Consider the following 22,824-nt stretch of genomic DNA (forward strand, 5'->3'; position numbering starts at 1 on the left):
CTGGACAGGATTTTCTTGCCAGGAATGCGCTATCAGAAAGCCGGCGTTATGTTGGGGGATTTTTACGGTCTGGGGGTGGCTCAACTGGCGCTATTCGATGAACATAAGCCGCGGGTTAACAGCGAGGCGCTTATGAAGGTCTTGGACGGGATAAACCACTCTGGTATAGGGAAAGTATGGTTTGCGGGGCAGGGAATACAGCAAGCCTGGAGGATGAAGCGCACATTGCTTTCACCGCGCTACACGACGCAGTATAAAGACTTGCCGGTTGTTAAAGCCAAATAAAAGCCCCGGCATAAGCCGAGGCTGTTTTTCAACCAGTGCATCGGCTCAATGCGAGGCGCAGTCCGGCACCTATCTCCGTGGGAACACTACTGGCGGGGATGATGACCTTATCGGCATCTGTTAGGCCGTCACCATCCCAGTTTGCTAATTTTTTGTGATGCCAGGGAGTAAAGATGATCTGACCATTAGTCCGGGTCAAAGAGCAGTTTTTCAACTGTTTATACATTTGGTTTTCGTTTTTATAAGAAAACCTCTTCATGATATATTCCACCCATGCATCATATCTTTCTTCCATGAGTTTATTGTCATAAAATTCAGGCTCGAAAACTGTATCCGGGTGGATTACAACATCCTGGCGAAATCGTGGCAGGACAAGCCTGCTATGTGATAACGCATCTAAAATAAGCAAACCAACATCATCGTCCGCGCTTTTAGGATCTATAATGTGCTGAACCCCTTTGGGATCGCGCTGGCCCCCTCTGTAGCCGGAGCAAGTGCTTATACAGATAAAATCTTGGTTAGAAAGGATGGTTGCCCATTCTGATTTTACAAAGGCACTCATATTATTCCACCTTGAATATTGTGAATTTTATGCCATTCTCTTCACCATACTTGATGGCTTTATTAATCTGTTCCCACTGCGCCGTAGGAGTTTTTGCTGGCACACCTAAGAATATTTCCCGTGAAGAAATTTCTTCAGAAGTAAGAGAGAAATCCTTCATTTGTTGCTGCTTGAAATTCTTCGCTTTGTTAACATACCTGGTTAACCTGCTATATATACCTGCTGGCTTTTTAAGTATCGACGGCGTGAGAGTATCTAATGTTTTAACGCTCACCGCTACGCCAGTTAATTTATCATGAAAATCGAAAGCTTCAAATGGTTTAGGTGATTGAATACTTTCGGGCAAATACTCTTTACCGATGAAAGTTTCAAATGGATCACCTTGCTTCATGTTTCCTTCACCCCAAACCATTCCGGTATCTGCTTGCTTAACAGTTTTTGTTCCTGGTGGTGATGCATCCATTCGCGACGCAACTTTTGCTGCGATGCGCTGACCCGCTGAAACTCCAGCGTTTGCAGCAGCTTTAGTGAGCTTCACGGCGCCAACGCCAGCCGCGCCTAGTGTGACAACATCAGTAACAAGCTTGCCCCCTTCCACTCCTGCCTGAAAAAATTCAGCAACACCGCCTCTTTCTTGGGCTGCAACCATTTTGTCGAGATGAGCTACCCATTTATCCTTCATAGCCTCGGATACGTTACCAAGTACGTCACCGCTATTAACGAGCGCTTTAAGTGCGGCATACGTTTCAGAGTAATGCATTCCAGCATGGATTATTCCATTTACGGTGTCGTTCAGCTCAGCGGGGACACCCGCGGCTATTCCACCGGCAAAAGCGAGCGTCTGACTTGCCTCAATCGATGCCCATTTAGCCTGCGTGCCCAGGTCACATACCAATGTCTCACAATTGGTAACTTCATTTTTCTTCAGGGTTTGTTGCTTAGTGTTCAAAAAGCTAAGTTTATTAATCAATGAGTCAACTTTGGCTGATTTTTCTTTGGAATATGCAATGTATTCATCAATTTTACTATTGATATTAGTTATATTTATTAATTCAAGTTCTGAGCGTGAAATTATTATTTTTTTATTATTTAGCTCAGTGTGACGCAACTGATCCCATTTTTTAATCAAGCGTTCTTTTGGCTCCGGCTCAAGATCTGAGTTATTAACGTCGTTAATGCAATGATCAAAATGATGATTTATCATTGATAGATGGCTTTGTTGTAATGCAAGTCTCGCATGAGTTTCATTGAGCCATTGTTCAACTTTTTGTGCTTTTTCTTTAAGAGTGAAGATGTTGTTTTTAATTTCAATATCTTTTTGCGTAACTGATAAATGAGAGTAAATTTTAACTCTGAATATATCAATCAAATTTTTGATGCTATCAATTTCATTATTATATAATTTGTTGCGCTCTGCCGCTTCCTCGTGGCGATTCTTAACGGCTCGATGATGGATTTCTTCTGATTCGTATTGTGATTTTATTATTTTTAGCTCGAAATCGCGCCTGGCAACATATCTTTTCAACTGTTCTTCTTTTTCTTTGAAATATACAATGCATTCATTAATTTGATTATGGATATGAGTTATATTGCTTAATTCAAGTTCTGAGCCTGATATTATTATTTTCTTGTTGTTTAGTTCCGTATGACGCAACTCGTCCCATTTTTTAATCAGGCGTTCTTTTGGCTCGGGTTCAAGATCTGAGTTATTTAGGTCATTAATGCAATGATCAAAATGATGATTTATCATAGATGGGTGGCTTTGTTGTAATGCAAGCCTTGCATGGGTTTCTTTAAGCCATTGTTCAACTTGCTGTGCTTTTTCTTTAAGAGTGATGATGTTGTTTTTTATTTCAATATCTTTTTGCGCAACTGAAGAATGTGAGTCAATTTTAACTCCGAATATATTAACCAAATTTTTAATGCTATGAATTTCTTTATTATATAATTTATAACGCTCTGCCGCTTCCTCGTGGCGACTCTTAACGGCCTGTTGATGGGTTTCCGCAGAATTGTATTGTGATTTGATTATTTCTAGTTCAAAATTACGCCTGTAAGAATATCTTTGTATTTCTTGTTCATTTTTCTGCAATTCAAGCAGTTGCATTTGAAGTTTTTCATTTTCTCTAGCTAATTCCTGCAACCGGTGCTCATCTTCTTGCCTTTGTTTTTCCGCTATTTTTTTTGCTTGCTGAAAAGCTCTAGATTTTCCAAGCAAGTCACCAGCGAGTTGCATAGATGCCATACTTTTTGCCATCTGTGTACGGAATTGTGCCTGTGTGCTTTGTACGCTTGTTGCCACAATAGAGTTAGAAATTTCTCGTTGTTTTGTTAGAGAAACTTGCATTTTGTTATGTAGGTTTGTCTGTAAATTCCTCACTCTCTCCAAGTCGGCGTTCCTGTGATTTAAAGAAATTTTTTGATCTTCAATCAATTTTTTCACTTGTTGCTGATGCGCGTCCAGCTTGGTTGATTCGGTAGCCATTAATTTTAAGTGTGCCAGTTTTGCCTCGATAATATCCTTTTGTGCCTGTTCAATTTGTTCTCTGGCATTTTTATGAATAGGCACAACGTTTTCTATATGTGATAAATTGGCATTTATTTCTTGGAAAACAGCATCAGAGGCGTTATAAACTCCACATAATATACTACTGAACGGTTTTGAACGGTCAAAAGGAATATCTATACAATTTTTTGTTATTGCTGGTGGATTGGCATAAACAGTGAGTATTTCTTCCATACTTTTACCCAGTATTGATTTGTGAATTATTACTTTCGATGCTTAATAGCTTGCACGCTCTTCGAATGCATTGTTTGCTTAAAAACTTAAATTAATCACAATGAGGGTCACAGAAAGATAAATGGTGTGCAGATAGTAAAATTTTTCTAGGGTGAATAAAAAATTATCTGTGGGGTAATAATTACAAGTTATTCGCATTACGGAAGTAGAACAATGGGGGAATACAAATTCATGAAATGAATCGGCGGTTACAGCTCATGATTATCGGTCTATTTGATAATCCCTACTTTGTCGTTGTGAGTATTGCCGATAGCTTGACTGACAGGGTTGAAAGAAAATTTTCAGCCGGTATGGTGAAATCGTGCGCCAGCTCTTCGGCGTTTCCCAGCGTTGTCTTGGGCGATAGCCATTAGAGGCGTACCTCCCGCGTCATCGCTAAGGGATGGCGGTCGTGGATATATACCAGCCCTTTTACTGGCCGCCGTAACGATAATAAAGCCGTCGTCTTGCGGCGCATCAGGGTGAAACCGGCTTATCGCGGCGAAGAAGATCGACTCTTTGCTTGAGTTTCAGGTGGGTTTAGTTCGCATGCAGACGTGACGCGAATCGAGACGGGATTTGTTTAGCTGGAATTATGCGGATTTAGGCGGTGTTGGTGTCCCCGACAGGAATCGAACCTGTAACTAGCCCTTAGGAGGGGCTTGTTATATCCGTTTAACTACGAGGACCCTGTAGCGGGCATGATTATACCCGATTATGCACCGAAAATAAGCACTTAACGGCGCGTTTGCTCATTCCTTCGACAAACGCGGGCAAAAAAATCCGTTTGCCCGCGCGCGGCGCGGCAGTCAGGGCCTCCGCCGCCAGGCCCTGCCGTGCTACTCCTCACCGGTATCCACCTTCTGGCGGCGGTCTTTCCGTTGCCCGTCGCGGGCGGCGTCTTTTTTCAGCGCTTCCTTGCGCTGGCGGCTGAGGTCGTTGCGGATCTGCGCATGGCTGAGCAGGGCAAAGATAAAGGTGCCGCCGACGATATTGCCGGCAAGGGTGGGCAGGGCGAACGGATAGATAAAGTGATGCCAGGGGATATCGCCGTTAAAGACCAGGTAGAACACTTCCACCGAACCCACGACAATATGGGTAAGATCGCCAATCCCCACCAGGTAGGTCATTAGGATAATCACCAGGATTTTGGCATTGCCCGCGGAAGGCATCATCCAAACCATGGAGGCGATAATCCAGCCGGCAATAATGCCGTTGGCGAACATATCGCCGGGAGGATTGACCATGATTGCCTGCGATAGGGCGACAAAGGCCTCGCGCGTGGCCGGATTAAAAATCGGCATATGGAGAAAGGCAAACGCCACCACCGCGGTGCCGGCAAGATTGCCCAGCAGCACCACGCCCCACAATCGCAGCAGGATCAGGATATTATGGCCGGTGGGCTTTTGCATAATCGGCAGCACTGCGGTCAGGGTGTTCTCGGTGAACAGCTGCTGGCGCGACATAATGACAATAATAAAACCCAGGGTGTAGCCCAGGTTTTCCAGCAAAAAGCCCGCGGCGCCCTCGGGCAGATGGGCATGCAGGATACCCTTGGCCATCAGCGACGCGCCCATCGACAGGCCGGCGGCCACCGCCGACCACAGCAGCGCCTGGCCGTCGCGTTCCAGCTCCTTTTCACCCTCTTCGCGGATCATTTCATGTATGGCGGCGGCGCGCGAAGGAAGATTCTGTTCTTTCACCTCGATATCGGTATTGGCGTCATGCTCGTCACTCTCCACGGCGACGCCGGGATCATCATGTTTGTTGGTCTCGCTCATCCGCATTCCTCATCCGTATCCGTCGGGTTATTAATACATTCGCTGTTAATCAATAAGCGTAGCGGTATTTTGTTCCGGCGGCGCTAAAAGAAGTCCGCCGGGTCGGCGGAGTCGCCGGTAGAATTGTCACCAGCGGGGGGCAATACGTAACAAAATTTTAACTTTGCTGGTATTTGTTGCGTTTTATTGATCTAATACAATCCTTCTTGGACCGAAAAAGAATGCAATGGCGATGAACAGCGCTGCGATAGTCGCCTATGCTATGATCGCCATACAATTAATGATGAATTGGGTTTCTGATGCTGGAAGCAAACAACCTGTCCTGTATTCGTGATGATCGCGTGTTGTTTTCCGGATTGAGCTTCCGCATTTCCCCCGGGGATATTGTCCAGGTCGAGGGCGCCAACGGCGCCGGTAAAACCTCTTTATTGCGGATCCTGGCCGGGCTTGCGCAGCCGGACGAGGGCCAGGTCAGCTGGCGGCAGCAACCGATTCGCCGCGAGCGCGGGTTGTATCACCGCGAGATGCTTTTTATCGGCCATCTATCCGGGATTAATTTGTCCCTGACGCCGCTGGAAAACCTGGCGTTCTTCCAGGCGCTGGGCGGCGGCGGACGCAATGAGGCGGACCTGTGGCGGGCGTTGGAGCATGTGGGGTTGTCGGGCTACGAGGACCTGCCCGCGACGGGGTTGTCCGCGGGCCAGCAGCGCCGTATCGCGCTGGCCCGTTTGTGGCTGAGCTCCGCGATGCTGTGGATCCTGGATGAACCGCTGACCGCCATCGATCAACAAGGCGTGGCGCAGCTGATGTCGTTGTTTGCCGCGCACGCCGACGCGCGGGGCAGCGTGCTGCTGACCACCCATCAGGCGCTGCCGGACACGCATGCGCGGGTGCGCAAAATGGCCCTGGGCGCACGGCAGGAGGAGGCGGCGCCATGTTCTGGCTGATTGTGCGCCGCGAGCTGCGGCTGGCCTTGCGCAACCGCGCCGATATCGTGAATCCGCTGTGGTTTTTCCTGATCGTGATTACGCTATTCCCGCTGGGGGTGGGGCCGGAACCGCAGCTGTTGCGGCGGATCGCGCCGGGCATCATCTGGGTGGCGGCTCTGCTGGCTTGCCTGCTGTCGCTGGAGCGGTTGTTCCGCGATGATTTTCATGACGGCACGCTTGAGCAGTTGCTGCTGTCGCCGCTGCCGCTGCCGCTGGTGGTGATGGGCAAAATTTGCGCGCATTGGCTGGTCACCGGGTTGCCGCTGCTGCTGCTATCGCCGCTGGTGGCCCTGTTCCTGGCGCTGGACCGCCACACCTGGCAGGCAATGGCGCTGTCGTTATTACTGGGAACGCCCACCCTGAGCCTGATCGGCGCTATCGGCGCCGGCCTGACCCTGGGATTGCGTAAAGGCGGGGTGCTGCTAAGCCTGCTGTTGCTGCCATTATTTATACCGGTACTGATATTTGCCACCGCCGCGCTGGATAACGCCGCGCAGGGGCTGCCCTTTGACGGCTATCTGGCGATCCTCGGCGCCCTGCTGGCGGGAAGCGCGCTGCTGGCGCCTTTCGCCGCCGCCGCCGCGCTGCGCGTGAGTCTGCAATAACCTGCGGCCTGCCGGCAAGAACAGGCCGTGTTATGTATTTTTACTGTGAGCAAAACAATAATGTGGAAGACACTACATTTGTGGGCGAAGCCGGAGCGGCTGTACCAGCTGTGCGGCCGGCTGATACCGGTTCTGGCGCTGGCGAGCGCGGCGACGCTGTTGCTCGGCTGGGGCTGGGGATTCGGTTTCGCCCCGCCGGACTATCAGCAGGGCGATAGTGTCCGCATCATGTATATCCATGTGCCCGCCGCCATGTGGTCCATGGGTATCTATGCCGCGATGGCCGTTGCCGCGTTTATCGGCCTGGTCTGGCAGATGAAGATGGCCGATTTGGCGGCGGCGGCCATGGCGCCGGTGGGGGCGGCGTTTACCTTTATCGCGCTGGTTACCGGCTCCGCCTGGGGCAAACCCATGTGGGGTACCTGGTGGGTATGGGACGCCCGGCTGACCTCGGAGCTGGTATTGCTGTTTCTCTACCTCGGCGTTATGGCGCTGTACAACGCGTTTGAAGATCGGCGCCTGGCCGGGCGCGCCGCCGGCATTCTGATCCTGGTGGGCGTGGTCAATATCCCGATTATTCATTACTCTGTGCAGTGGTGGAATACCCTGCATCAAGGCTCGACCAATATGCAACAAAGCATTGATCCCAGCATGCGCACTCCGCTGCGCTGGGCGATCTTCGGTTATCTGCTGTTTTTCGCCACCCTGACGCTGATGCGTTTACGCAACCTGATATTGCAACAGGACCGCCATCGCCCGTGGGCGGTGGCGCTGGCTGATAAGGCGCGGCGATCGTGAGCCCGGCTTTCACCTCCTGGACGGCGTTTTTCGCCATGGGCGGCTATGGTTTCTACGTCTGGCTGGCGGTAGCGGTTACCCTGGCTTCGCTGGCCGGATTGATAGCCCATACCCTGTGGCGCCGGCAACAGCTGCTCGACGCTATCCGCAGGCAGCAGGCGCGCGCCCTGCGTATGCGCCGTGGCGGCGCGCCGGCCGATCCGTCCGCGCGTCGGGGGGATGCCCGATGACGCCGCGCCGTAAAAGCCGTCTTTACCTGGCCGTCGTGATGCTGATGGGCGCCGCGCTGATAGTTACGCTGGTGCTCTACGCGCTCAGTTCCAATATCGATTTGTTCTATACGCCGCGCGAGATCCTCGAGGGCAAGGGCGAGCGGCAGGAGTTGCCGCATATCGGGCAGCGCCTGCGCATCGGCGGCATGGTCATGCCGGGATCGGTAAAGCGCGATGCCCATACCCTGAAGGTCACCTTCAGGATCTATGACGCCGTCGGCTCCGTACCGGTCACCTATGACGGCATTTTGCCGGATCTGTTTCGCGAAGGGCAGGGCGTGGTGGCGCAGGGCGTGCTGGGCGCGGGCAATCTGGTCCAGGCGCGTGAAGTCCTGGCCAAACATGATGAAAACTATACCCCGCCCGAAGTGAAGGATGCGATGAAAACCCATTCTCGGCCCGCCGGTCAACGCGCCATGGCCGAAGGCGCAGTGCAGGCCGGCATGACTGGCCAACCCCAGGACCGGACGCAACGCCTGGCGCGCGGCGAAATACCCTACCCCGGGCAGGATACGGCCCAGGCCGCGCCGTCTAAGGAACAGCCATGATGCCGGAACTCGGTAATTTCCTGCTGTGCCTGGCTATGGGCCTGGCGCTGTTGCTGGCGGTGTATCCGCTCTGGGGCGCCTCGCGGCAGGACGCCAGGCTGATGGCGGTGGCCAGGCCGTTGTCCTACGGTGTGTTTGCGTCCATCGCCGGCGCCTTTGCCTGTCTGGTCTATGCGTTCGTGGTCAATGATTTTTCCGTGGCTTATGTCGTGAATAATTCCAATACCGCGCTGCCGGTGTATTACCGGGTCGCCGCCACCTGGGGCGCCCATGAGGGATCGCTGCTGCTGTGGGTGCTGTTGCTCAGTTGCTGGACGCTGGCGGTGGCGCTGTTCAGCCGCAGCATGCCGGATGAGGCCGTCGCCCGGGTGCTGTCGGTGATGGGCATGATCAACAGCGGATTTCTGGCGTTTATTTTGCTCACGTCCAACCCGTTTGCGCGTACCCTGCCGGATATTCCCATCGACGGGCATGATTTAAACCCGGTGCTGCAGGATATCGGCCTGATTTTTCATCCGCCACTGCTGTATATGGGGTATGTGGGTTTTTCAGTGGCGTTCTCGTTCGCCATCGCCTCGCTGATTGCCGGCCGGCTGGATACCGCCTGGGCCCGCTGGTCCCGTCCCTGGACCCAGGCGGCCTGGATTTTCCTGACGCTGGGCATCGTGCTGGGGTCCGCCTGGGCCTATTATGAACTGGGCTGGGGCGGCTGGTGGTTTTGGGATCCGGTGGAAAACGCCTCGTTTATGCCCTGGCTTGCTGGTACGGCGCTGCTGCACTCTCTGGCGGTGACCGAAAAACGCGGCACCTTCAAATCCTGGACGGTGCTGCTGGCCATCGCCGCCTTTTCCCTGTGCCTGCTGGGGACCTTTCTGGTGCGTTCCGGGGTATTGGTGTCGGTGCATTCGTTTGCCTCGGACCCGGCGCGCGGCATGTTTATCCTGGCGTTCCTGATTCTGGTGATCGGCGGTTCGCTGCTGCTATACGCCATCAAGGGCGGCAAGGTAAGGAGCCGCGCGCAGCACGAGGTTTTCTCCCGCGAGACCTTCCTGCTGGGCAACAACGTGCTGCTGATGGCCGCGATGCTGGTGGTGTTGCTCGGCACGTTGCTGCCGCTTATCCATAAACAGCTTGGCATGGGCAGCATCTCCATCGGCGAGCCTTTTTTCAACAGTATGTTTACCTGGCTGATGGCGCCGTTTGCCCTGTTGCTCGGTATCGGGCCGTTAATCCGCTGGCGCCGGGACGAGGCGAAAACGCTGATTAAACGCCTGGCGCTGGCCATGGCGGCCACGCTGGCGCTTTCCATCCTGCTGCCCCGGCTGATGGGCGATGAGATCGAGGCCATGACGGTGGTGGGTCTGATGATGTCGCTGTGGGTGATTATCCTGACGCTGATGGAGGTGCACGAGCGCGCCACCCATCGCCACCGCTTTATCCGCGGGCTGGCCCATCTTACCCGTAGCCATTGGGGCATGGTGCTCGGCCATCTTGGCGTGGCGGTGACGGTTATCGGCATCACCTTCAGCCAGAACTATAGCCTGGAGCGCGATGTGCGCATGAAAACCGGCGACAGCGTGGACATCAAGGCGTATCACTTCGTCTTCCGCGCCGTGGAGGATTTGCGCGGCCCTAATTATACCGGCGCCGCGGCGGTGTTTGACGTGACGCGCCATAACCACCCGGAAGCCATGCTCCGGGCGGAAAAGCGCTTTTACAGCGTCAGCCGCACGGTGATGACCGAGGCGGCCATCAGCGGTGGGTTGACCCGCGACTTATATGCCGCGCTGGGCGAGGAGATGGATGACGGCGCCTGGGCGGTCAGGCTCTATTATAAACCCTTTGTCCGCTGGATATGGCTGGGCGGTCTGTTTATGGTGGCCGGCGGCCTGTGCTGCCTGGCCGACCCCCGTTACCGGGCCGACAAAAAAGCCCGCCGGGCCGCACGTCGGGTGCCACTATGAAAAAAAAGCTGCTGTATATTCCGCTGGTGCTGTTCCTGCTGCTGGCCGCCGCATTTATCGTGCAATTGTCACGCAATGCCCATGGCGATGATCCCACGCTGCTGGAATCGGCGCTGATCGGCAAGCCGGTGCCGGATTTCCGGCTGGCGTCCCTTGACGATCCCGCCAGGACCTACGATCGCTCGGTACTGCGCGACGGGCGGCCGATGCTGCTTAACGTCTGGGCCACCTGGTGTCCCACCTGCCGGGCCGAGCACCAGTTCCTCAATACCCTGGCGGCCCAGGGGGTCAGGGTGGTGGGCCTGAATTACAAAGACGATCGCCTCAAAGCGGTTAACTGGCTGAATACGCTGGGTAATCCCTACACGCTGAGCCTGTACGACGGCGACGGCATGCTGGGGCTGGACCTGGGCGTCTATGGCGCGCCGGAAACGTTTCTCATCGACGGCCGGGGGATAATACGCTATCGCCACGCGGGCGATCTGAATGCCGACGTCTGGCGGCGCGAGGTGCTGCCCTTGTACCAGCAATACGCCAAGGGGACATGAGCATGGCGATAAAATGCATTATGTTGTTGCTGTGCCTTTGCCTGGGTTTTAGCGCCGGCGCGGCGATAGATACCCGGCAGTTCAACAGTGTGGCGCAGGAGCAGCAATACCGGGAACTGACCCAGCAACTGCGCTGCCCGAAGTGCCAGAACAACAGTATCGCCGACTCCAATGCGATTATTGCCGCCGATATGCGCGCCAAGGTCTATCAGCTGATGATGCAGGGCAGGAGCAAGGAGCAGATCATCGCTTACATGGTGGCGCGCTACGGTAATTTCGTGACTTATGTGCCGCCCCTTAATCCACTGACGATTTTTTTGTGGCTCGGGCCGCTCGCGGTGGTGATCGCCGGCGGTTTGACGGTGGTGCTGCGCGCGTCGCGGCGTGGCGGACGCAGTCCGCTATCCAGCGAGGAACGGCAGCGTCTGGCGCGGTTGCTGGAAAAAACCAATCGGGAACAGCCATGATAATAGCCGGCATGACCTTTACCCTACTGCTGACGCTGGCCTGCGCGCTGTTTGTGCTGCCGGCGCTGCGCTACCGCCGGCAAGGCGGCGCGATAACCCGCGACAGCCTGAACCAGGCGTTTTTTACGCACCGGCTGGATGAACTGGCCCAGGATGAGGCGCAGGGCGTGGTGGCTGAGCGTACCCTGCATATTGAGGAGCTGCAGCAAAACCTGTTGTCGGATATCCCCGTGGCGCCGGCGCCGGCCAGACCGCCGCTGGGCGCGTGGGTCCTGATCCCGGGCGCGGCGGCTCTGGTGCTGGTTACCCTGGCGTTTTACGCCTGGACCGGCGGCGCGTTCCAGGTATGGCGCTGGCAGCAGACGGTGGCGGAGATGCCGGCGCTGCGGGCGCGCATTATGGACCCGCATGCCAGCCCGCTGTCGGCGCAGGAGCTGGCGCGGTTTGCGGTCGGGCTGCGCGCCTCGCTGCGCGAACATCCGCAACAGACCCAGGATTGGCTGATCCTCGGGCGCATCGGCGTGGTAATGAATGATGCGGCCATGGCCACCCAGGCGTTTGAACGCGCCCATCGTCTGGCCCCGGACGATGACGCGATTACGCTCGATTACGCCGGGGTATTGACCCGGTCCGCCGACGCGGGCGACAACCAGGAAGGCGACAGCCTGCTGCGCGCGCTGCTCAAACGGCAGCCGGGCAACATCACGGCGCTTAACCTGCTGGCGGTCGGCCTGTATCAACAAGGCGACTACGCGCAGGCGATAAGCCTGTGGCGCCAGGTATTGACCCTGCTGCCCGCGGGCGATGTCCATGGCGACGCCATCAGGCGCGTGATTAACCAGGCGCGCGCGTTGTCAGGCCAGGAGACGGCGAAACTTACCGTGGATGTTACTTTGGCGCCGGCCCTGGACGATAAACCGCCGGCACAGGGAACGCTGTTTATTTCGGTCACCGACGGAAAAAGTCCGGTACCGGTTGCGGTTAAAACTTTGCCATTGAGCCGCTTTCCGTTATCGTTAACGCTGGATGACAGCAATGCCATGTTGCCGGAGCGTTTGCTTTCCGCCCAGCGACAGGTAAAGGTACGGGTGAGGATTGCCCGTGACGGTGGCGCCGACGCCAGGCCCGGCGACTGGTTTGGCGAGAGCGCGTTGCAGGATTTCAGCGGCACCGGCCGGATCGCCGTGCGCATAGATCAACACATGCCCTAGCGGCCGGCATAACAATAATAAATGGAGTTGAATGATGAATTACCGCCTGTCAGGTTTGGCGCTGGCCAGCGTATTGCTTCTGGGATGCGCCAGCGATAAAACCGATCCGTCTTCACAGCAGCGTTCGGACCCTCTGGAAGGGTTTAACCGTACGATGTTTGATTTTAACTACAATGTCCTGGATCCGTACGTGGTGCGTCCTGTGGCGGTGGCCTGGCGCGATTACGTGCCCAAGCCCGCGCGCAACGGCCTGGGTAATTTTCTGAGCAACCTTGAAGAACCGGCCTCCATGGTCAACTATTTCGCCATCGGCAAGCCCTATGAAGCTATGATCCACTTCAACCGTTTTTTCCTCAATACCCTGTTGGGGATGGGCGGCCTGATCGACGTGGCGTCCATGGCCAATCCCAAGCTGGCTAAGGAGCAACCGCGCCGGTTCGGCAGTACCCTTGGCACCTATGGCGTCGGCTACGGTCCTTATGTGGTGCTGCCGGGTTACGGCAGCTTTACCCCGCGCGAGGATCTGGGCGGGGCGGTGGACAACTTCTATCCGGTGTTAAGTTATCTCACCTGGTGGATGTCCGCCGGTAAATGGGTATTCGAAGGCGTGGAAACCCGCGCGCAGCTGCTGGACTCCGACAGCCTGTTGCGCAATTCCGCCGATCCTTATGCGCTGGTGCGCGCCGCCTATTTCCAGCGGCATGATTTCCTGGCCAGCGGCGGCCGGCTGAAACCGCAGGAAAACCCCAACGCCCAGGCGATACAGGGCGATCTGAAGGATATCGATTCGCAATAGCCGGCGGAGCCGGCCCTATCAACGTTGGGTGTACAGGAGTATGATAAGCCGTAGATACTTTTGAACGGCTTATTATTGTCAAACAGGTAAATCCTGTGGAGAAGATTGCAATGACTCACTCTATTAACAAATGCAGTGCTGAAGAAACCGCCGCCTGTTGCTGTGTCGATGTCGGCACTATCATTGATAACGAAGACTGCACGGCGTCGTTCAGCAAGGTGTTTGAACAGCGCCAGGAAGCGGAAGCCATGCTGGCGATGCTGACGGAAAAAGCGCGCGCGGTGGAATCCGATCCCTGCGACATCAGCAGCCGCATCGAACCCGTTAAGGGCGGCGTTGAGCTAAACGCTGATTTTACCTTCAGCTGCCAGGCTGAAACGCTGATTTTCCAGCTCGGTTTGCGTTAATCCGCTCATGACAGGCCCGTGACCGGGCCTGCGTTTGATGACCCATGGGCAAGATTATACCGGCGCCATAACCCTATCCGTCCTTGTCGTTATCGCGCCCGGGCGCGCAATTATGGCTTACTTTACCGTGGGCCGGCGCCCGCGGCGTCGTTCCAGACGTAGTGATCCCTGGCGCTACGCTTTATTTTTCGTGCCGTCATGCCAATATTAAGCTTATGAGCGGATTGGCCCGTGGCCGCTTGCTGAATTACCGGTTCCGGCCACTCTCCGGGGGATATTCGTAAATATGTTACTTAGCCTGCACCTTTACCGGTAATAGTTGTCATACGCTAATAGCCTCAGTCTGCTGCGGGTTTTTCCCCTATGGAAAAGCCCGGCGGAGGATCAATTAACGTCCATGTGTTGACTCCATGGCGGGTATTGATGTAAAAAGCAGCGTTTTATTTACGCGATTTCGAGCGCAAAGGCCCGGTCGTTGCGTTTATCTTTCGCGTTTTTGTCAAACAACAACGGTGCACTATGCAAGTTTTAATTATGCGGCACGGCGACGCTCAGCTCGAAGCGGCCAGTGATGCGGAAAGGCCTCTGACAGTTCGCGGTCGTGATGAATCACGCCTGATGGCATGTTGGTTAAGTACCAGGATCCTCGATACCGATCGTGTGTTGGTCAGTCCTTATCTGCGCGCCCGGCAAACGCTGGACGTGCTGCGTGACGAACTGGTGTTGCCGGACGGCGAGGAAAGCCTGCCCGAGCTGACGCCGGGCGGCGACGTCGACCTGGTGTGTTGTTATCTGCAGGCGCTGGCGAATGAAGGCCTGGGATCGGTGCTGATCGTTTCCCATCTGCCGCTGGTGGGCTATCTGGTCGCTGATTTATGCCCCGACGAGCAGGCGCCGATGTTCGCCACCTCGGCGGTGGCCTGCGTCACCCTGGAGGGCGAAAGCGGCCAGGGCAAACTGGAGTGGCAGGTCAGCCCGGCGCAATTGCTGGTGAAAGTCTAAGGCGCGTTATGCGCTAAGTTCAATCAGGACCAGCAGCGCCGCGTCGCCGCCGAAGTTTTTCGGCGCCTGGTGGAAGCCCAGCACATCGGGGTGCTGGGCCAGCCATAACGGCGTTTGCTGTTTCAGGATATGTTTACCGTGGCCGTGCATGACGCAGGCGCAGTGCACATGTTCCCGCCGGCAGGCGGCAATCAACGCCCCCAGTTCCTCTTTAGCCTGCGCCTGGGTCAGCCCGTGCAGGTCGAGGAACAGCTCGGGGGTATAATCCCCGCGCCGCAGTTTTTTCACCTCATAGGGACTGGCGTCCGGGCGTACATAACGCGCCGGCCCTTCACTGTCCAGCAACGGCTGGAACTCATCGGAAAAATAAAAACTGGCGTCCACCTGTTCCTGCATCAAGCGACGGGCGGGCAGGACGGCCCTGCTGCGACGCGGCTTGGGGGGCTTGACGGTATCTTGGCGCAACGGGCGCGTACCGGCGATGGATTCCCGGAACAGATGGCGTTCTTCATCGGCCAGTTGGTATCTTTTTTTCATTCCCTGCTCTGCGTTTGCTGCTTTTATGCAAGTTTACCCCGTCTTGTCATTTTCCGGCGAAATTTTCCATTTCCGGCGCCATTTTCCCCCAGCGGTAAAAAATGTCGGCCATCACGCGGCATGACGGGGCGATGCCTGCTGCTTTGTCGTGCGCTTCATGGCAAACTATGTCCTTAGAACCGCATCATGCCCTGGGGTGAAATAATTGGACAAAATTTTTGTGGATGAGGCCGTCGCCGAACTGCACAGTATTCAGGATCTGCTGCGCTGGACGGTCAGCCGTTTTAACGCCGCGCAGATTTTCTACGGTCACGGCACCGACAATCCCTGGGACGAGGCGTTGCAGCTGGTATTGCCCAGCCTGTTCCTGCCGCTGGACCTGCCGAAGGACATGTATGGGTCGCGGCTGACGTCCAGCGAGCGCTACCGCATCGTGGAGCGGGTGGTGCGCCGGATAAATGAACGTATCCCGGTGCCTTACCTTACCAACAAAGCCTGGTTTTGCGGCCTGGAATTCTATGTGGATGAACGGGTGCTGATCCCCCGTTCGCCCATCGGCGAGCTTATCGACGATCGCTACCGCGACCTGCTGCCGCATCCGCCCGGCCATATCCTGGATATGTGCACCGGCAGCGGCTGTATCGCCATTGCCAGCGCCTTTGCCTTTCCGGAGGCGGAAGTGGACGCGGTGGATATCTCCACCGACGTTCTGGCGGTGGCCGAGCACAATATCCAGGCGTACGGACTCGACGAACGGGTCACGCCGCTGCGTTCCGATCTGTTTCGCGAACTGCCGGCCCTGCGCTACGATCTGATTGTCACCAATCCTCCTTATGTGGATGAAGAGGATATGAACGACCTGCCGCAGGAGTTCCACGCCGAGCCGGTGCTGGGGCTGGCGGCGGGCCGCGACGGCCTGAAACTGGTGCGCCGCATCCTGGCCTGCGCGCCGCAGTACCTGAATGACGACGGCGTGCTGATCTGCGAAGTGGGCAACAGCATGGTGCATCTGATCGAGCAGTTCCCCGACGTCCCGTTTAATTGGCTGACGTTTGACCACGGCGGCGAGGGGGTATTCTCACTGACCCGCGAACAGCTTGTGGCCTGCAGCGATTACTTTACAATATTCCAGGATTAACCGGTATGCGTGTTAACACATTGAGAGAGGCGTCCTGATGGCAGGGAATAGTATCGGCCAATTATTTCGCGTCACCACCTTCGGTGAATCCCATGGGGTGGCGCTGGGGTGCGTCGTCGACGGCGTGCCGCCGGGCCTGCCCCTGACCGAGGCAGACCTGCAGCAGGATCTGGACCGGCGCAAGCCCGGCACCTCGCGCTATACCACCCAGCGGCGCGAGGCGGATCAGGTGAAGATCCTGTCCGGCGTGTTCGAGGGGGTGACGACCGGCACCAGCATCGGCCTGTTGATTGAAAACACCGATCAGCGCTCGCAGGACTACAGCGCCATCAAGGATGTCTTCCGTCCCGGCCATGCCGATTACACCTACGAGGTGAAATACGGCGTGCGCGATTATCGCGGCGGCGGCCGCTCGTCGGCGCGGGAAACCGCCATGCGGGTGGCGGCGGGTGCGATTGCTAAAAAATACCTGGCGCAAAAATTCGGCGTGACGGTGCGCGGCTACCTGGCGCAGATGGGCGACATCGCCTGCGAGCTGAAAGATTGGGACCAGGTCGGGCAAAATCCTTTTTTCTGTCCCGATCCGGACCGGCTGGAGGCGTTGGACGAACTGATGCGCGCCCTGAAGAAAGAGGGCGACTCCATCGGCGCCAAAGTCACGGTGGTGGCGGAGCATGTGCCCGCGGGCCTCGGCGAGCCGGTGTTCGACCGTCTGGACGCCGATTTGGCCCATGCCCTCATGAGCATTAACGCGGTGAAGGGCGTGGAAATCGGCGACGGCTTTGCGGTGGTGGCCAAGCGGGGAAGTGAAAACCGCGACGAAATCACGCCGCGGGGATTTACCAGCAACCATGCCGGCGGCGTATTGGGGGGCATCAGCAGCGGCCAGGCGATACTCGCCCATCTGGCGCTGAAACCCACTTCCAGCATCATGGTGCCCGGCCAGACCATTAACCGCGCCGGCGAGCAGGTGGAAATGGTGACGCGCGGCCGCCATGACCCCTGCGTGGGCATCCGGGCGGTGCCCATCGCCGAGGCGATGATGGCGATGGTATTAATGGACCACTTCCTGCGCCAGCGCGCGCAGTGCGGCGATGTCAACTCAACCCTTCCTCAGTGGTAATATGATGCGGCAATGGATAGTCGGATTACTGGCCCTGGCCTCCGTCCAGGTGTTTGCGGCGCCAACGCCGTGGCAGAGCATCAATCATCCGGTTCCCGGACCGGCGCAGGCCATCGGCGAGTTCGCCAACGGCTGCATTATTGGCGCGCAGCCGCTGCAGCTGCAGGCGGCCAACTACCAGGTCTTGCGCCCGGACCAGCGGCGCTTTTACGGCCATCCCGATCTGCTGATGTTTATCCTGCGCCTGAGCAATCAGATCCGCCATCTCAACCTGGGCGACGTGCTGCTGGTGGGCGATATGGCCATGCCCGCGGGCGGCCGTTTCGGCAGCGGCCACGCCAGCCATCAGTCGGGCCTGGACGTGGATATCTGGCTGCAGCTGCCGCGCCAGCGCTGGACGGCGCAGCAGTTGCTCAAACCGCAGCCCCTGGATCTGGTGACGGCTAACGGCCGCGATGTTAATCCGGCGGTATGGCAGCCGCAAACCACGATGCTGATCAAACTGGCCGCCGAAGACAGCGAGGTCACGCGGATTTTTGTCAGCCCGGCGATTAAAAAGCAGCTGTGCCGGGTGGCGGGCGATGATCGCGGCTGGCTGACCAAGGTACGCCCGTGGTTTGGCCATCGCGCCCATATGCACGTGCGCCTGCGCTGTCCCGCCGACAGCCTGGAATGCCGTGAGCAGGCGCCGCCGCCCGCCGGCGACGGCTGCGGCGCCGAGCTCGACAGCTGGTTCCTGCCGCCGAAACCGGGCGTGCCGCCGGTGAAAAAAACGCCGCCGCCGCTGCCGGCATCCTGTCAGGCGCTATTGGATCGCCATCTGATCACGCAATAGCCGACGCCGCCGCGGGCCGGGGAGCGTCCGGCACGGGCGCCGGTTGGCGCCGCCCGGCTTCATGCCGGGCGGATATGGGTTTTTTACCACTGGATTCATTCATGGATTGGTTAGCGGTTTCCCCGCTGGTGTTTGCCTTGTTGTTTTTCGTCAGCATGCTGGCGGGGTTTATCGACTCCATTGCCGGCGGCGGCGGGTTAATTACCCTGCCGGTGCTGCTGGCGGCGGGATTGTCGCCGGCGCAGACGCTGGGCACCAACAAACTGCAGTCGGTGGGCGGTTCCTTCTCCGCCAGTCTTTATTTTGTGCGCCAGCGGGCGGTGGATATCGGCAACCAGAAGCTGACCATCGCCATGACGTTTATTGGCTCGATGACCGGCGCGATACTGATCCAGCATCTGCGCGCCGACCTGTTGCGCCAAGTATTGCCGCTGCTGGTGATAGGCATCGGCTTGTATTTTCTGCTGATGCCGCATATCGGCGAGGACGATCGCAAGCGCCGCCTGTCCGCCTGGCCGTTTGCGCTGGTGGCAGGGTGTGGCGTCGGCTTTTATGACGGGTTTTTCGGCCCCGGCGCCGGCTCTTTTTATGCGCTGGCCTACGTGACGCTGTGCGGCTTTAACCTGGCGAAATCCACGGCCCATGCCAAGGTGCTTAACTTCACCTCCAACCTGGGCGGACTGCTGCTGTTTATCTTTGCCGGCAAGGTGGTGTGGAGCGTGGGCGTTGTCATGCTGGCCGGGCAAATCCTGGGCGCGCGCCTGGGCGCCCGCATGGTGCTGACCAAGGGGCAACGGCTGATACGCCCGACCATCGTGGTGGTATCGCTCCTGATGAGCCTGAAACTTTTGTACGATAGCCATGGCGCGGCGATTGCGCTCTGGCTGTCTTCATTGTGATAACCGAACCGAGATTATGTCTAGCGAAACCCATGATGTTCAGCACTTGATCGCCTTGTTCGACGGCTGTTTTGCCGACACGCTTAACACCCGGCTAATCAGGGGCGACGACGAACCCATTTACCTGCCGGCCGATGGGGATCTGCCTTTTCACCGCATTGTTTTTGCCCATGGCTATTACGCCAGCGCCATGCATGAAATCTCCCATTGGTGTATCGCCGGCGCCAGGCGCCGGCTAATGGTGGATTTTGGCTATTGGTACTGCCCGGACGGGCGCGACGACACCACGCAGCGCCAGTTCGAGCAGGTGGAAATCAAGCCCCAGGCCCTGGAATGGCTATTTTGTGCGGCGGCGGGGTTTCCCTTCAATGTCAGCTGCGATAATCTCAATGGCGATAGCGAGCCGGACCGTATCGCGTTCCAGCGCTTGGTGCATGGGCAGGTCATCCGCTATCTCGACCAGGGTATTCCTGACCGTGCGGCCTGTTTTATCCAGGCGTTGCATGCGTTTTACCATACCCCGCCGTTAACGCGGAGCCAGTTCCGTTCCCCGGTCGCGATAGATGCCGCCCCGACGTTGCATAATGAATGAGGACATTCGATGATCGTAACTTTTGAAACGCGTATCCTGGCGTTAATTGACGATATGGTGGAGCATGCCACCGACGATGAATTATTTGCCGGCGGCTATTTGCGCGGCCACCTGACGCTGGCGGTCGCCGAAGCGGAGGAAAATAACGAGCATACCCTTGAAGCGCTGCACGATCGGGTACAGGCCTGCCTGGCCAAGGCTATCGGCAATGGTGAACTGTCGCCGCCGGATCAGGTGTTGGTGCTGGGCATGTGGCACCGGCTGTATGAACAGGCCAAAGCCGTACCAACGATAAACGAAATTTAAGTTATCACACGCCATCCTGGCCTATCACGTACAATCCGGCATTAACGTGATGGACGTTTTTCAGGCTGATGGCGCCAATTTACAGACCTTGTTACAGTAGCATTTGCGGCGTTATTTCCTGCGGCTCGCCGCGTGAACGCCCGTGTATCCCTGCCGCGCGTACCGCCGGCACATACCCGTTCCCCCCTGAATCACGCCAACGCGCCATCCCCTTCCGCCGGACATTGACAGGCCTGGCCGTCCGCGCCGGTAGCACCCTTACCTCCGTCTTATCAGGAAGCAGAAACTCAATCACAAGGAACGATGATGTCTGGCTACCCCATACACCCTAAAGACACCTGTCCGCCGCGCCGTCTGACCGGCCTGATACCGTTATTTACCCTGGTGGCGGCCCACCACGCCGTCGCCCATCCTGTGCCCGCGCCGTCCGCCGCCGCGCCGCCGGTCATCGCCGACAGCGATGTGATAACGGTAACCGCGCCATTGCATTCCCCGCTGACCGTCGTCACGTCCCCTAAGACGCCGCGCCAGCCGTTGCCGGCCAGCGATGGCGCCGGTTACCTTAAAACCATTCCCGGCTTCGCCCAGATCCGCAACGGCGGCACCAACGGCGATCCGGTTTTTCGCGGCATGTTCGGATCCAGGCTGAAAATACTCGCCGACGGCGCGGAAATCCTCGGTACCTGCCCAAGCCGCATGGATGCGCCGACCGCCTATATCTCCCCGGAAAGCTATGATGTCCTGACCCTGGTCAAAGGCCCGCAAACCGTTCTGTGGGGGCCGGGCTCCTCGGCGGGCACCCTGCGTTTCGAACGCGTCTTTCCGCATTTCGATAAGGCCGGCGTAAAAACCCAGCTTGGCCTGCTGGCGGGATCCAACGGGCGCCGGGATGAAACTGTCCAGGCCGCCGTGGGCAATGCGCTGGGCTATATGCAACTGTCCGCCAACCAGTCCCGCGCCGGCGACTATCGCGACGGCGCGGGACGGCGCGTGCCCTCGCGCTGGGATAAATGGAACGGCGACCTGGCGCTGGGCTGGACGCCGGATGACGCCACCCGGATGGAGCTGACCCTGGGCCGGGGCAACGGCGAGGCCAGTTATGCGGGCCGGGGCATGGACGGCGCGCAAATCAAACGCGAAAGCCTGGGCGCGCGCTTTGAGAAAACCGGTATCGGTGATGTGCTGGACCGGGTCGAGGCCCAGCTCTACTACAGCTATGCCAATCATGTCATGGACAACACCAGCCTGCGCTCTCCCGTGCAGCAGCCGGCCGCCGCCCGCTGCTGCACGATGCGCGCACGCCAGGGGCCTTCAAACGCCGCCCGGCGCAGTAACCCGGATCGTCGCACCCTGGGGGGGCGCGCCGCCGGCACCTGGCTGTGGACCGATTTCCAGCTGCAGTCCGGCGCGGACATGCAAACCAACACGCATCGCGTCAAAAAAAGCACCGGCTGGGACCGGGATGCGCGTTTTCAGGATTACGGCGTGTTCAGCGAGCTGACCTGGCATGCCTCCGGGCATAACCGTATTATCGGCGGCGCGCGCCTCGATCGCAGCCTGGCGGACAAATACGATGATACTGGGTCGCGGTCGCGCGCCGCAATCCTGCCCGCGGGCTTTATCCGTTACGAGCAGCAGCTGAGCGCGCCGCTGCTGTGGTATGCGGGCATAGGTTATACCGAACGTTTTCCGGATTATTGGGAATTATTCAAACCCAAAGCCGGACCGCGGCCGGGATCCGATCCCTTTGCCGCGCTGAAAAGTGAAAAAACCACCCAGATCGATGCCGGCTGGCACTACGTGAATGGCGGTTTTAACGGGTGGCTGTCCGGTTATGCCGGACGGGTGGATGATTTTATTTTAGTCAAATACGACCCGAACAATGCCTACGGCAGCCAGGCGGTCAATATCAGCGCCCATATCATGGGCGCGGAGCTGGGCCTGGGGTATCGGCTGGCCGAACACTGGAAAACCGACGCCAGCCTTGCCGGGTCGTGGGGCAAAAATACCCGCGACGGCCGTCCGTTGCCGCAGATGCCGCCGCTGGACGCCCGTGCCGGCCTGACCTATGAACGGCAACGCTTTAGCAGCACCGCGCTATGGCGCGTGGTCAGCGCCCAGCGCCGCATCGCCGCCAACCAGGGCAATGCGGCGGGTAAGGATTTTGCCGCCAGCCCCGGCTTCGGCGTCCTGTCGGCCAATGTGGCCTACAGATTAACCAAAGGCATCAAGCTCAGCAGCGGCGTCGACAATATCCTCGACAAGCGCTACAGCGAGCACCTCAACCTGGCGGGCAACAGCGGCTTCGGCTACGCGGCCGATAGGCCGATTACCGAGCCGGGCAGGACCCTGTGGGGCAGGGTGAATATGGTATTCTGAA

22 protein-coding genes, 1 tRNA gene and 2 pseudogenes (1 of these 25 cut by a window edge) are annotated in these 22,824 nt (G+C 57.3%); 20 read left to right on the forward strand and 5 right to left on the reverse strand.

What is annotated here, in order from left to right:
• Nucleotides 1-285 (forward strand): annotated as a pseudogene (gene umuC, locus ACL2XG_RS23710) (translesion error-prone DNA polymerase V subunit UmuC); it begins 982 nt to the left of the window's first position.
• Between the two features lie 28 nt (nucleotides 286-313).
• Here the strand turns inward: umuC and ACL2XG_RS23715 are convergent.
• The 4 genes from ACL2XG_RS23715 to ACL2XG_RS23730 all read right to left on the reverse strand — a co-directional run bounded on the left by ACL2XG_RS23715 (nucleotide 314) and on the right by ACL2XG_RS23730 (nucleotide 5,407).
• Nucleotides 314-847 carry a contact-dependent growth inhibition system immunity protein gene (locus ACL2XG_RS23715; protein WP_413723349.1) on the reverse strand — a complete coding sequence of 178 codons (534 nt, stop codon included), beginning with the start codon at nucleotides 845-847 and terminating at the stop codon, nucleotides 314-316.
• A gap of 1 nt (nucleotide 848) precedes the next feature.
• The gene (locus ACL2XG_RS23720; protein WP_413723348.1) at nucleotides 849-3,587 is read right to left on the reverse strand and encodes a hypothetical protein; all 2,739 of its coding nucleotides are present in this window, start codon (nucleotides 3,585-3,587) and stop codon (nucleotides 849-851) included.
• Nucleotides 3,588-4,240: 653 nt separating this feature from the next.
• A tRNA-Arg gene (locus ACL2XG_RS23725) sits at nucleotides 4,241-4,315 on the reverse strand.
• Between the two features lie 150 nt (nucleotides 4,316-4,465).
• On the reverse strand, nucleotides 4,466-5,407 hold the full coding sequence (locus ACL2XG_RS23730; RefSeq protein ID WP_413723347.1) for a formate/nitrite transporter family protein: 942 nt from the start codon (nucleotides 5,405-5,407) through the stop codon (nucleotides 4,466-4,468).
• Nucleotides 5,408-5,706: 299 nt separating this feature from the next.
• On the opposite strand from ACL2XG_RS23730, the gene ccmA reads away from it, so the two are divergent.
• The 12 genes and pseudogenes from ccmA (at nucleotide 5,707) to sixA (ending at nucleotide 15,014) form a co-directional block, all read left to right on the forward strand.
• Complete coding sequence (gene ccmA / locus ACL2XG_RS23735) at nucleotides 5,707-6,354, forward strand: cytochrome c biogenesis heme-transporting ATPase CcmA (RefSeq protein ID WP_413723346.1); 648 nt, start codon at nucleotides 5,707-5,709, stop codon at nucleotides 6,352-6,354.
• The gene (ccmB, locus tag ACL2XG_RS23740; protein WP_413723345.1) at nucleotides 6,342-7,001 is read left to right on the forward strand and encodes a heme exporter protein CcmB; all 660 of its coding nucleotides are present in this window, start codon (nucleotides 6,342-6,344) and stop codon (nucleotides 6,999-7,001) included. Before ccmA ends, ccmB begins: the two co-directional genes overlap by 13 nt.
• 60 nt (nucleotides 7,002-7,061) lie before the next feature.
• Nucleotides 7,062-7,799: a heme ABC transporter permease gene (locus tag ACL2XG_RS23745; RefSeq protein ID WP_410014165.1), complete on the forward strand. Its 738-nt coding sequence runs from the start codon at nucleotides 7,062-7,064 to the stop codon at nucleotides 7,797-7,799.
• Nucleotides 7,796-8,029, forward strand: coding sequence for a heme exporter protein CcmD (gene ccmD / locus ACL2XG_RS23750; RefSeq protein WP_410014166.1), 234 nt, complete (start codon nucleotides 7,796-7,798; stop codon nucleotides 8,027-8,029). The genes ACL2XG_RS23745 and ccmD overlap by 4 nt, the downstream gene beginning before the upstream one ends.
• Nucleotides 8,026-8,475, forward strand: a pseudogene (gene ccmE, locus ACL2XG_RS23755) (cytochrome c maturation protein CcmE); the annotation flags it as partial. The gene ccmD and the pseudogene ccmE, both read left to right, overlap by 4 nt.
• A gap of 140 nt (nucleotides 8,476-8,615) precedes the next feature.
• On the forward strand, nucleotides 8,616-10,583 hold the full coding sequence (locus tag ACL2XG_RS23760; protein ID WP_413723344.1) for a heme lyase CcmF/NrfE family subunit: 1,968 nt from the start codon (nucleotides 8,616-8,618) through the stop codon (nucleotides 10,581-10,583).
• A complete protein-coding gene (locus tag ACL2XG_RS23765; protein ID WP_410014168.1) occupies nucleotides 10,580-11,131 on the forward strand; it encodes a DsbE family thiol:disulfide interchange protein in 552 nt (183 codons plus the stop codon). The genes ACL2XG_RS23760 and ACL2XG_RS23765 overlap by 4 nt, the downstream gene beginning before the upstream one ends.
• Before the next feature lie 8 nt (nucleotides 11,132-11,139).
• A complete protein-coding gene (locus ACL2XG_RS23770) occupies nucleotides 11,140-11,598 on the forward strand; it encodes a cytochrome c-type biogenesis protein (RefSeq protein ID WP_410016759.1) in 459 nt (152 codons plus the stop codon).
• A complete protein-coding gene (gene ccmI / locus ACL2XG_RS23775; protein ID WP_413723343.1) occupies nucleotides 11,595-12,809 on the forward strand; it encodes a c-type cytochrome biogenesis protein CcmI in 1,215 nt (404 codons plus the stop codon). Before ACL2XG_RS23770 ends, ccmI begins: the two co-directional genes overlap by 4 nt.
• Nucleotides 12,810-12,843: 34 nt before the next feature.
• Nucleotides 12,844-13,605 carry a phospholipid-binding lipoprotein MlaA gene (gene mlaA / locus ACL2XG_RS23780; protein ID WP_410016760.1) on the forward strand — a complete coding sequence of 254 codons (762 nt, stop codon included), beginning with the start codon at nucleotides 12,844-12,846 and terminating at the stop codon, nucleotides 13,603-13,605.
• A gap of 110 nt (nucleotides 13,606-13,715) precedes the next feature.
• Nucleotides 13,716-14,012: a YfcZ/YiiS family protein gene (locus ACL2XG_RS23785; protein ID WP_410014170.1), complete on the forward strand. Its 297-nt coding sequence runs from the start codon at nucleotides 13,716-13,718 to the stop codon at nucleotides 14,010-14,012.
• Between the two features lie 519 nt (nucleotides 14,013-14,531).
• Nucleotides 14,532-15,014: a phosphohistidine phosphatase SixA gene (gene sixA / locus ACL2XG_RS23790; RefSeq protein ID WP_410014171.1), complete on the forward strand. Its 483-nt coding sequence runs from the start codon at nucleotides 14,532-14,534 to the stop codon at nucleotides 15,012-15,014.
• A gap of 6 nt (nucleotides 15,015-15,020) precedes the next feature.
• Here the strand turns inward: sixA and smrB are convergent, their stop codons facing one another.
• Nucleotides 15,021-15,551 carry an endonuclease SmrB gene (gene smrB / locus ACL2XG_RS23795; protein WP_410014172.1) on the reverse strand — a complete coding sequence of 177 codons (531 nt, stop codon included), beginning with the start codon at nucleotides 15,549-15,551 and terminating at the stop codon, nucleotides 15,021-15,023.
• 205 nt (nucleotides 15,552-15,756) lie between these two features.
• Between smrB and prmB the strand changes: the two genes are divergently transcribed.
• The 7 genes from prmB to ACL2XG_RS23830 all read left to right on the forward strand — a co-directional run bounded on the left by prmB (nucleotide 15,757) and on the right by ACL2XG_RS23830 (nucleotide 22,823).
• Nucleotides 15,757-16,689: a 50S ribosomal protein L3 N(5)-glutamine methyltransferase gene (gene prmB, locus ACL2XG_RS23800; protein ID WP_413723342.1), complete on the forward strand. Its 933-nt coding sequence runs from the start codon at nucleotides 15,757-15,759 to the stop codon at nucleotides 16,687-16,689.
• Nucleotides 16,690-16,726: 37 nt separating this feature from the next.
• Nucleotides 16,727-17,812: a chorismate synthase gene (gene aroC, locus ACL2XG_RS23805; protein WP_410014174.1), complete on the forward strand. Its 1,086-nt coding sequence runs from the start codon at nucleotides 16,727-16,729 to the stop codon at nucleotides 17,810-17,812.
• 4 nt (nucleotides 17,813-17,816) lie between these two features.
• The gene (gene mepA / locus ACL2XG_RS23810; RefSeq protein ID WP_413723475.1) at nucleotides 17,817-18,647 is read left to right on the forward strand and encodes a penicillin-insensitive murein endopeptidase; all 831 of its coding nucleotides are present in this window, start codon (nucleotides 17,817-17,819) and stop codon (nucleotides 18,645-18,647) included.
• Nucleotides 18,648-18,748: 101 nt separating this feature from the next.
• Nucleotides 18,749-19,546: a sulfite exporter TauE/SafE family protein gene (locus tag ACL2XG_RS23815; RefSeq protein WP_410014175.1), complete on the forward strand. Its 798-nt coding sequence runs from the start codon at nucleotides 18,749-18,751 to the stop codon at nucleotides 19,544-19,546.
• Between the two features lie 16 nt (nucleotides 19,547-19,562).
• Nucleotides 19,563-20,138 (forward strand): elongation factor P hydroxylase, encoded by a 576-nt coding sequence (locus ACL2XG_RS23820; RefSeq protein ID WP_410014176.1) that lies wholly within the window; start codon nucleotides 19,563-19,565, stop codon nucleotides 20,136-20,138.
• Between the two features lie 9 nt (nucleotides 20,139-20,147).
• A complete protein-coding gene (locus tag ACL2XG_RS23825; RefSeq protein WP_410014177.1) occupies nucleotides 20,148-20,444 on the forward strand; it encodes a YfcL family protein in 297 nt (98 codons plus the stop codon).
• A 306-nt stretch (nucleotides 20,445-20,750) separates the two neighbouring features.
• Complete coding sequence (locus ACL2XG_RS23830) at nucleotides 20,751-22,823, forward strand: TonB-dependent copper receptor (protein ID WP_413723474.1); 2,073 nt, start codon at nucleotides 20,751-20,753, stop codon at nucleotides 22,821-22,823.
• Nucleotide 22,824: the final 1 nt, after the last annotated feature.

Source organism: Sodalis sp. RH24 (genome assembly GCF_047324145.1).
GTDB lineage: Bacteria > Pseudomonadota > Gammaproteobacteria > Enterobacterales > Enterobacteriaceae > Acerihabitans.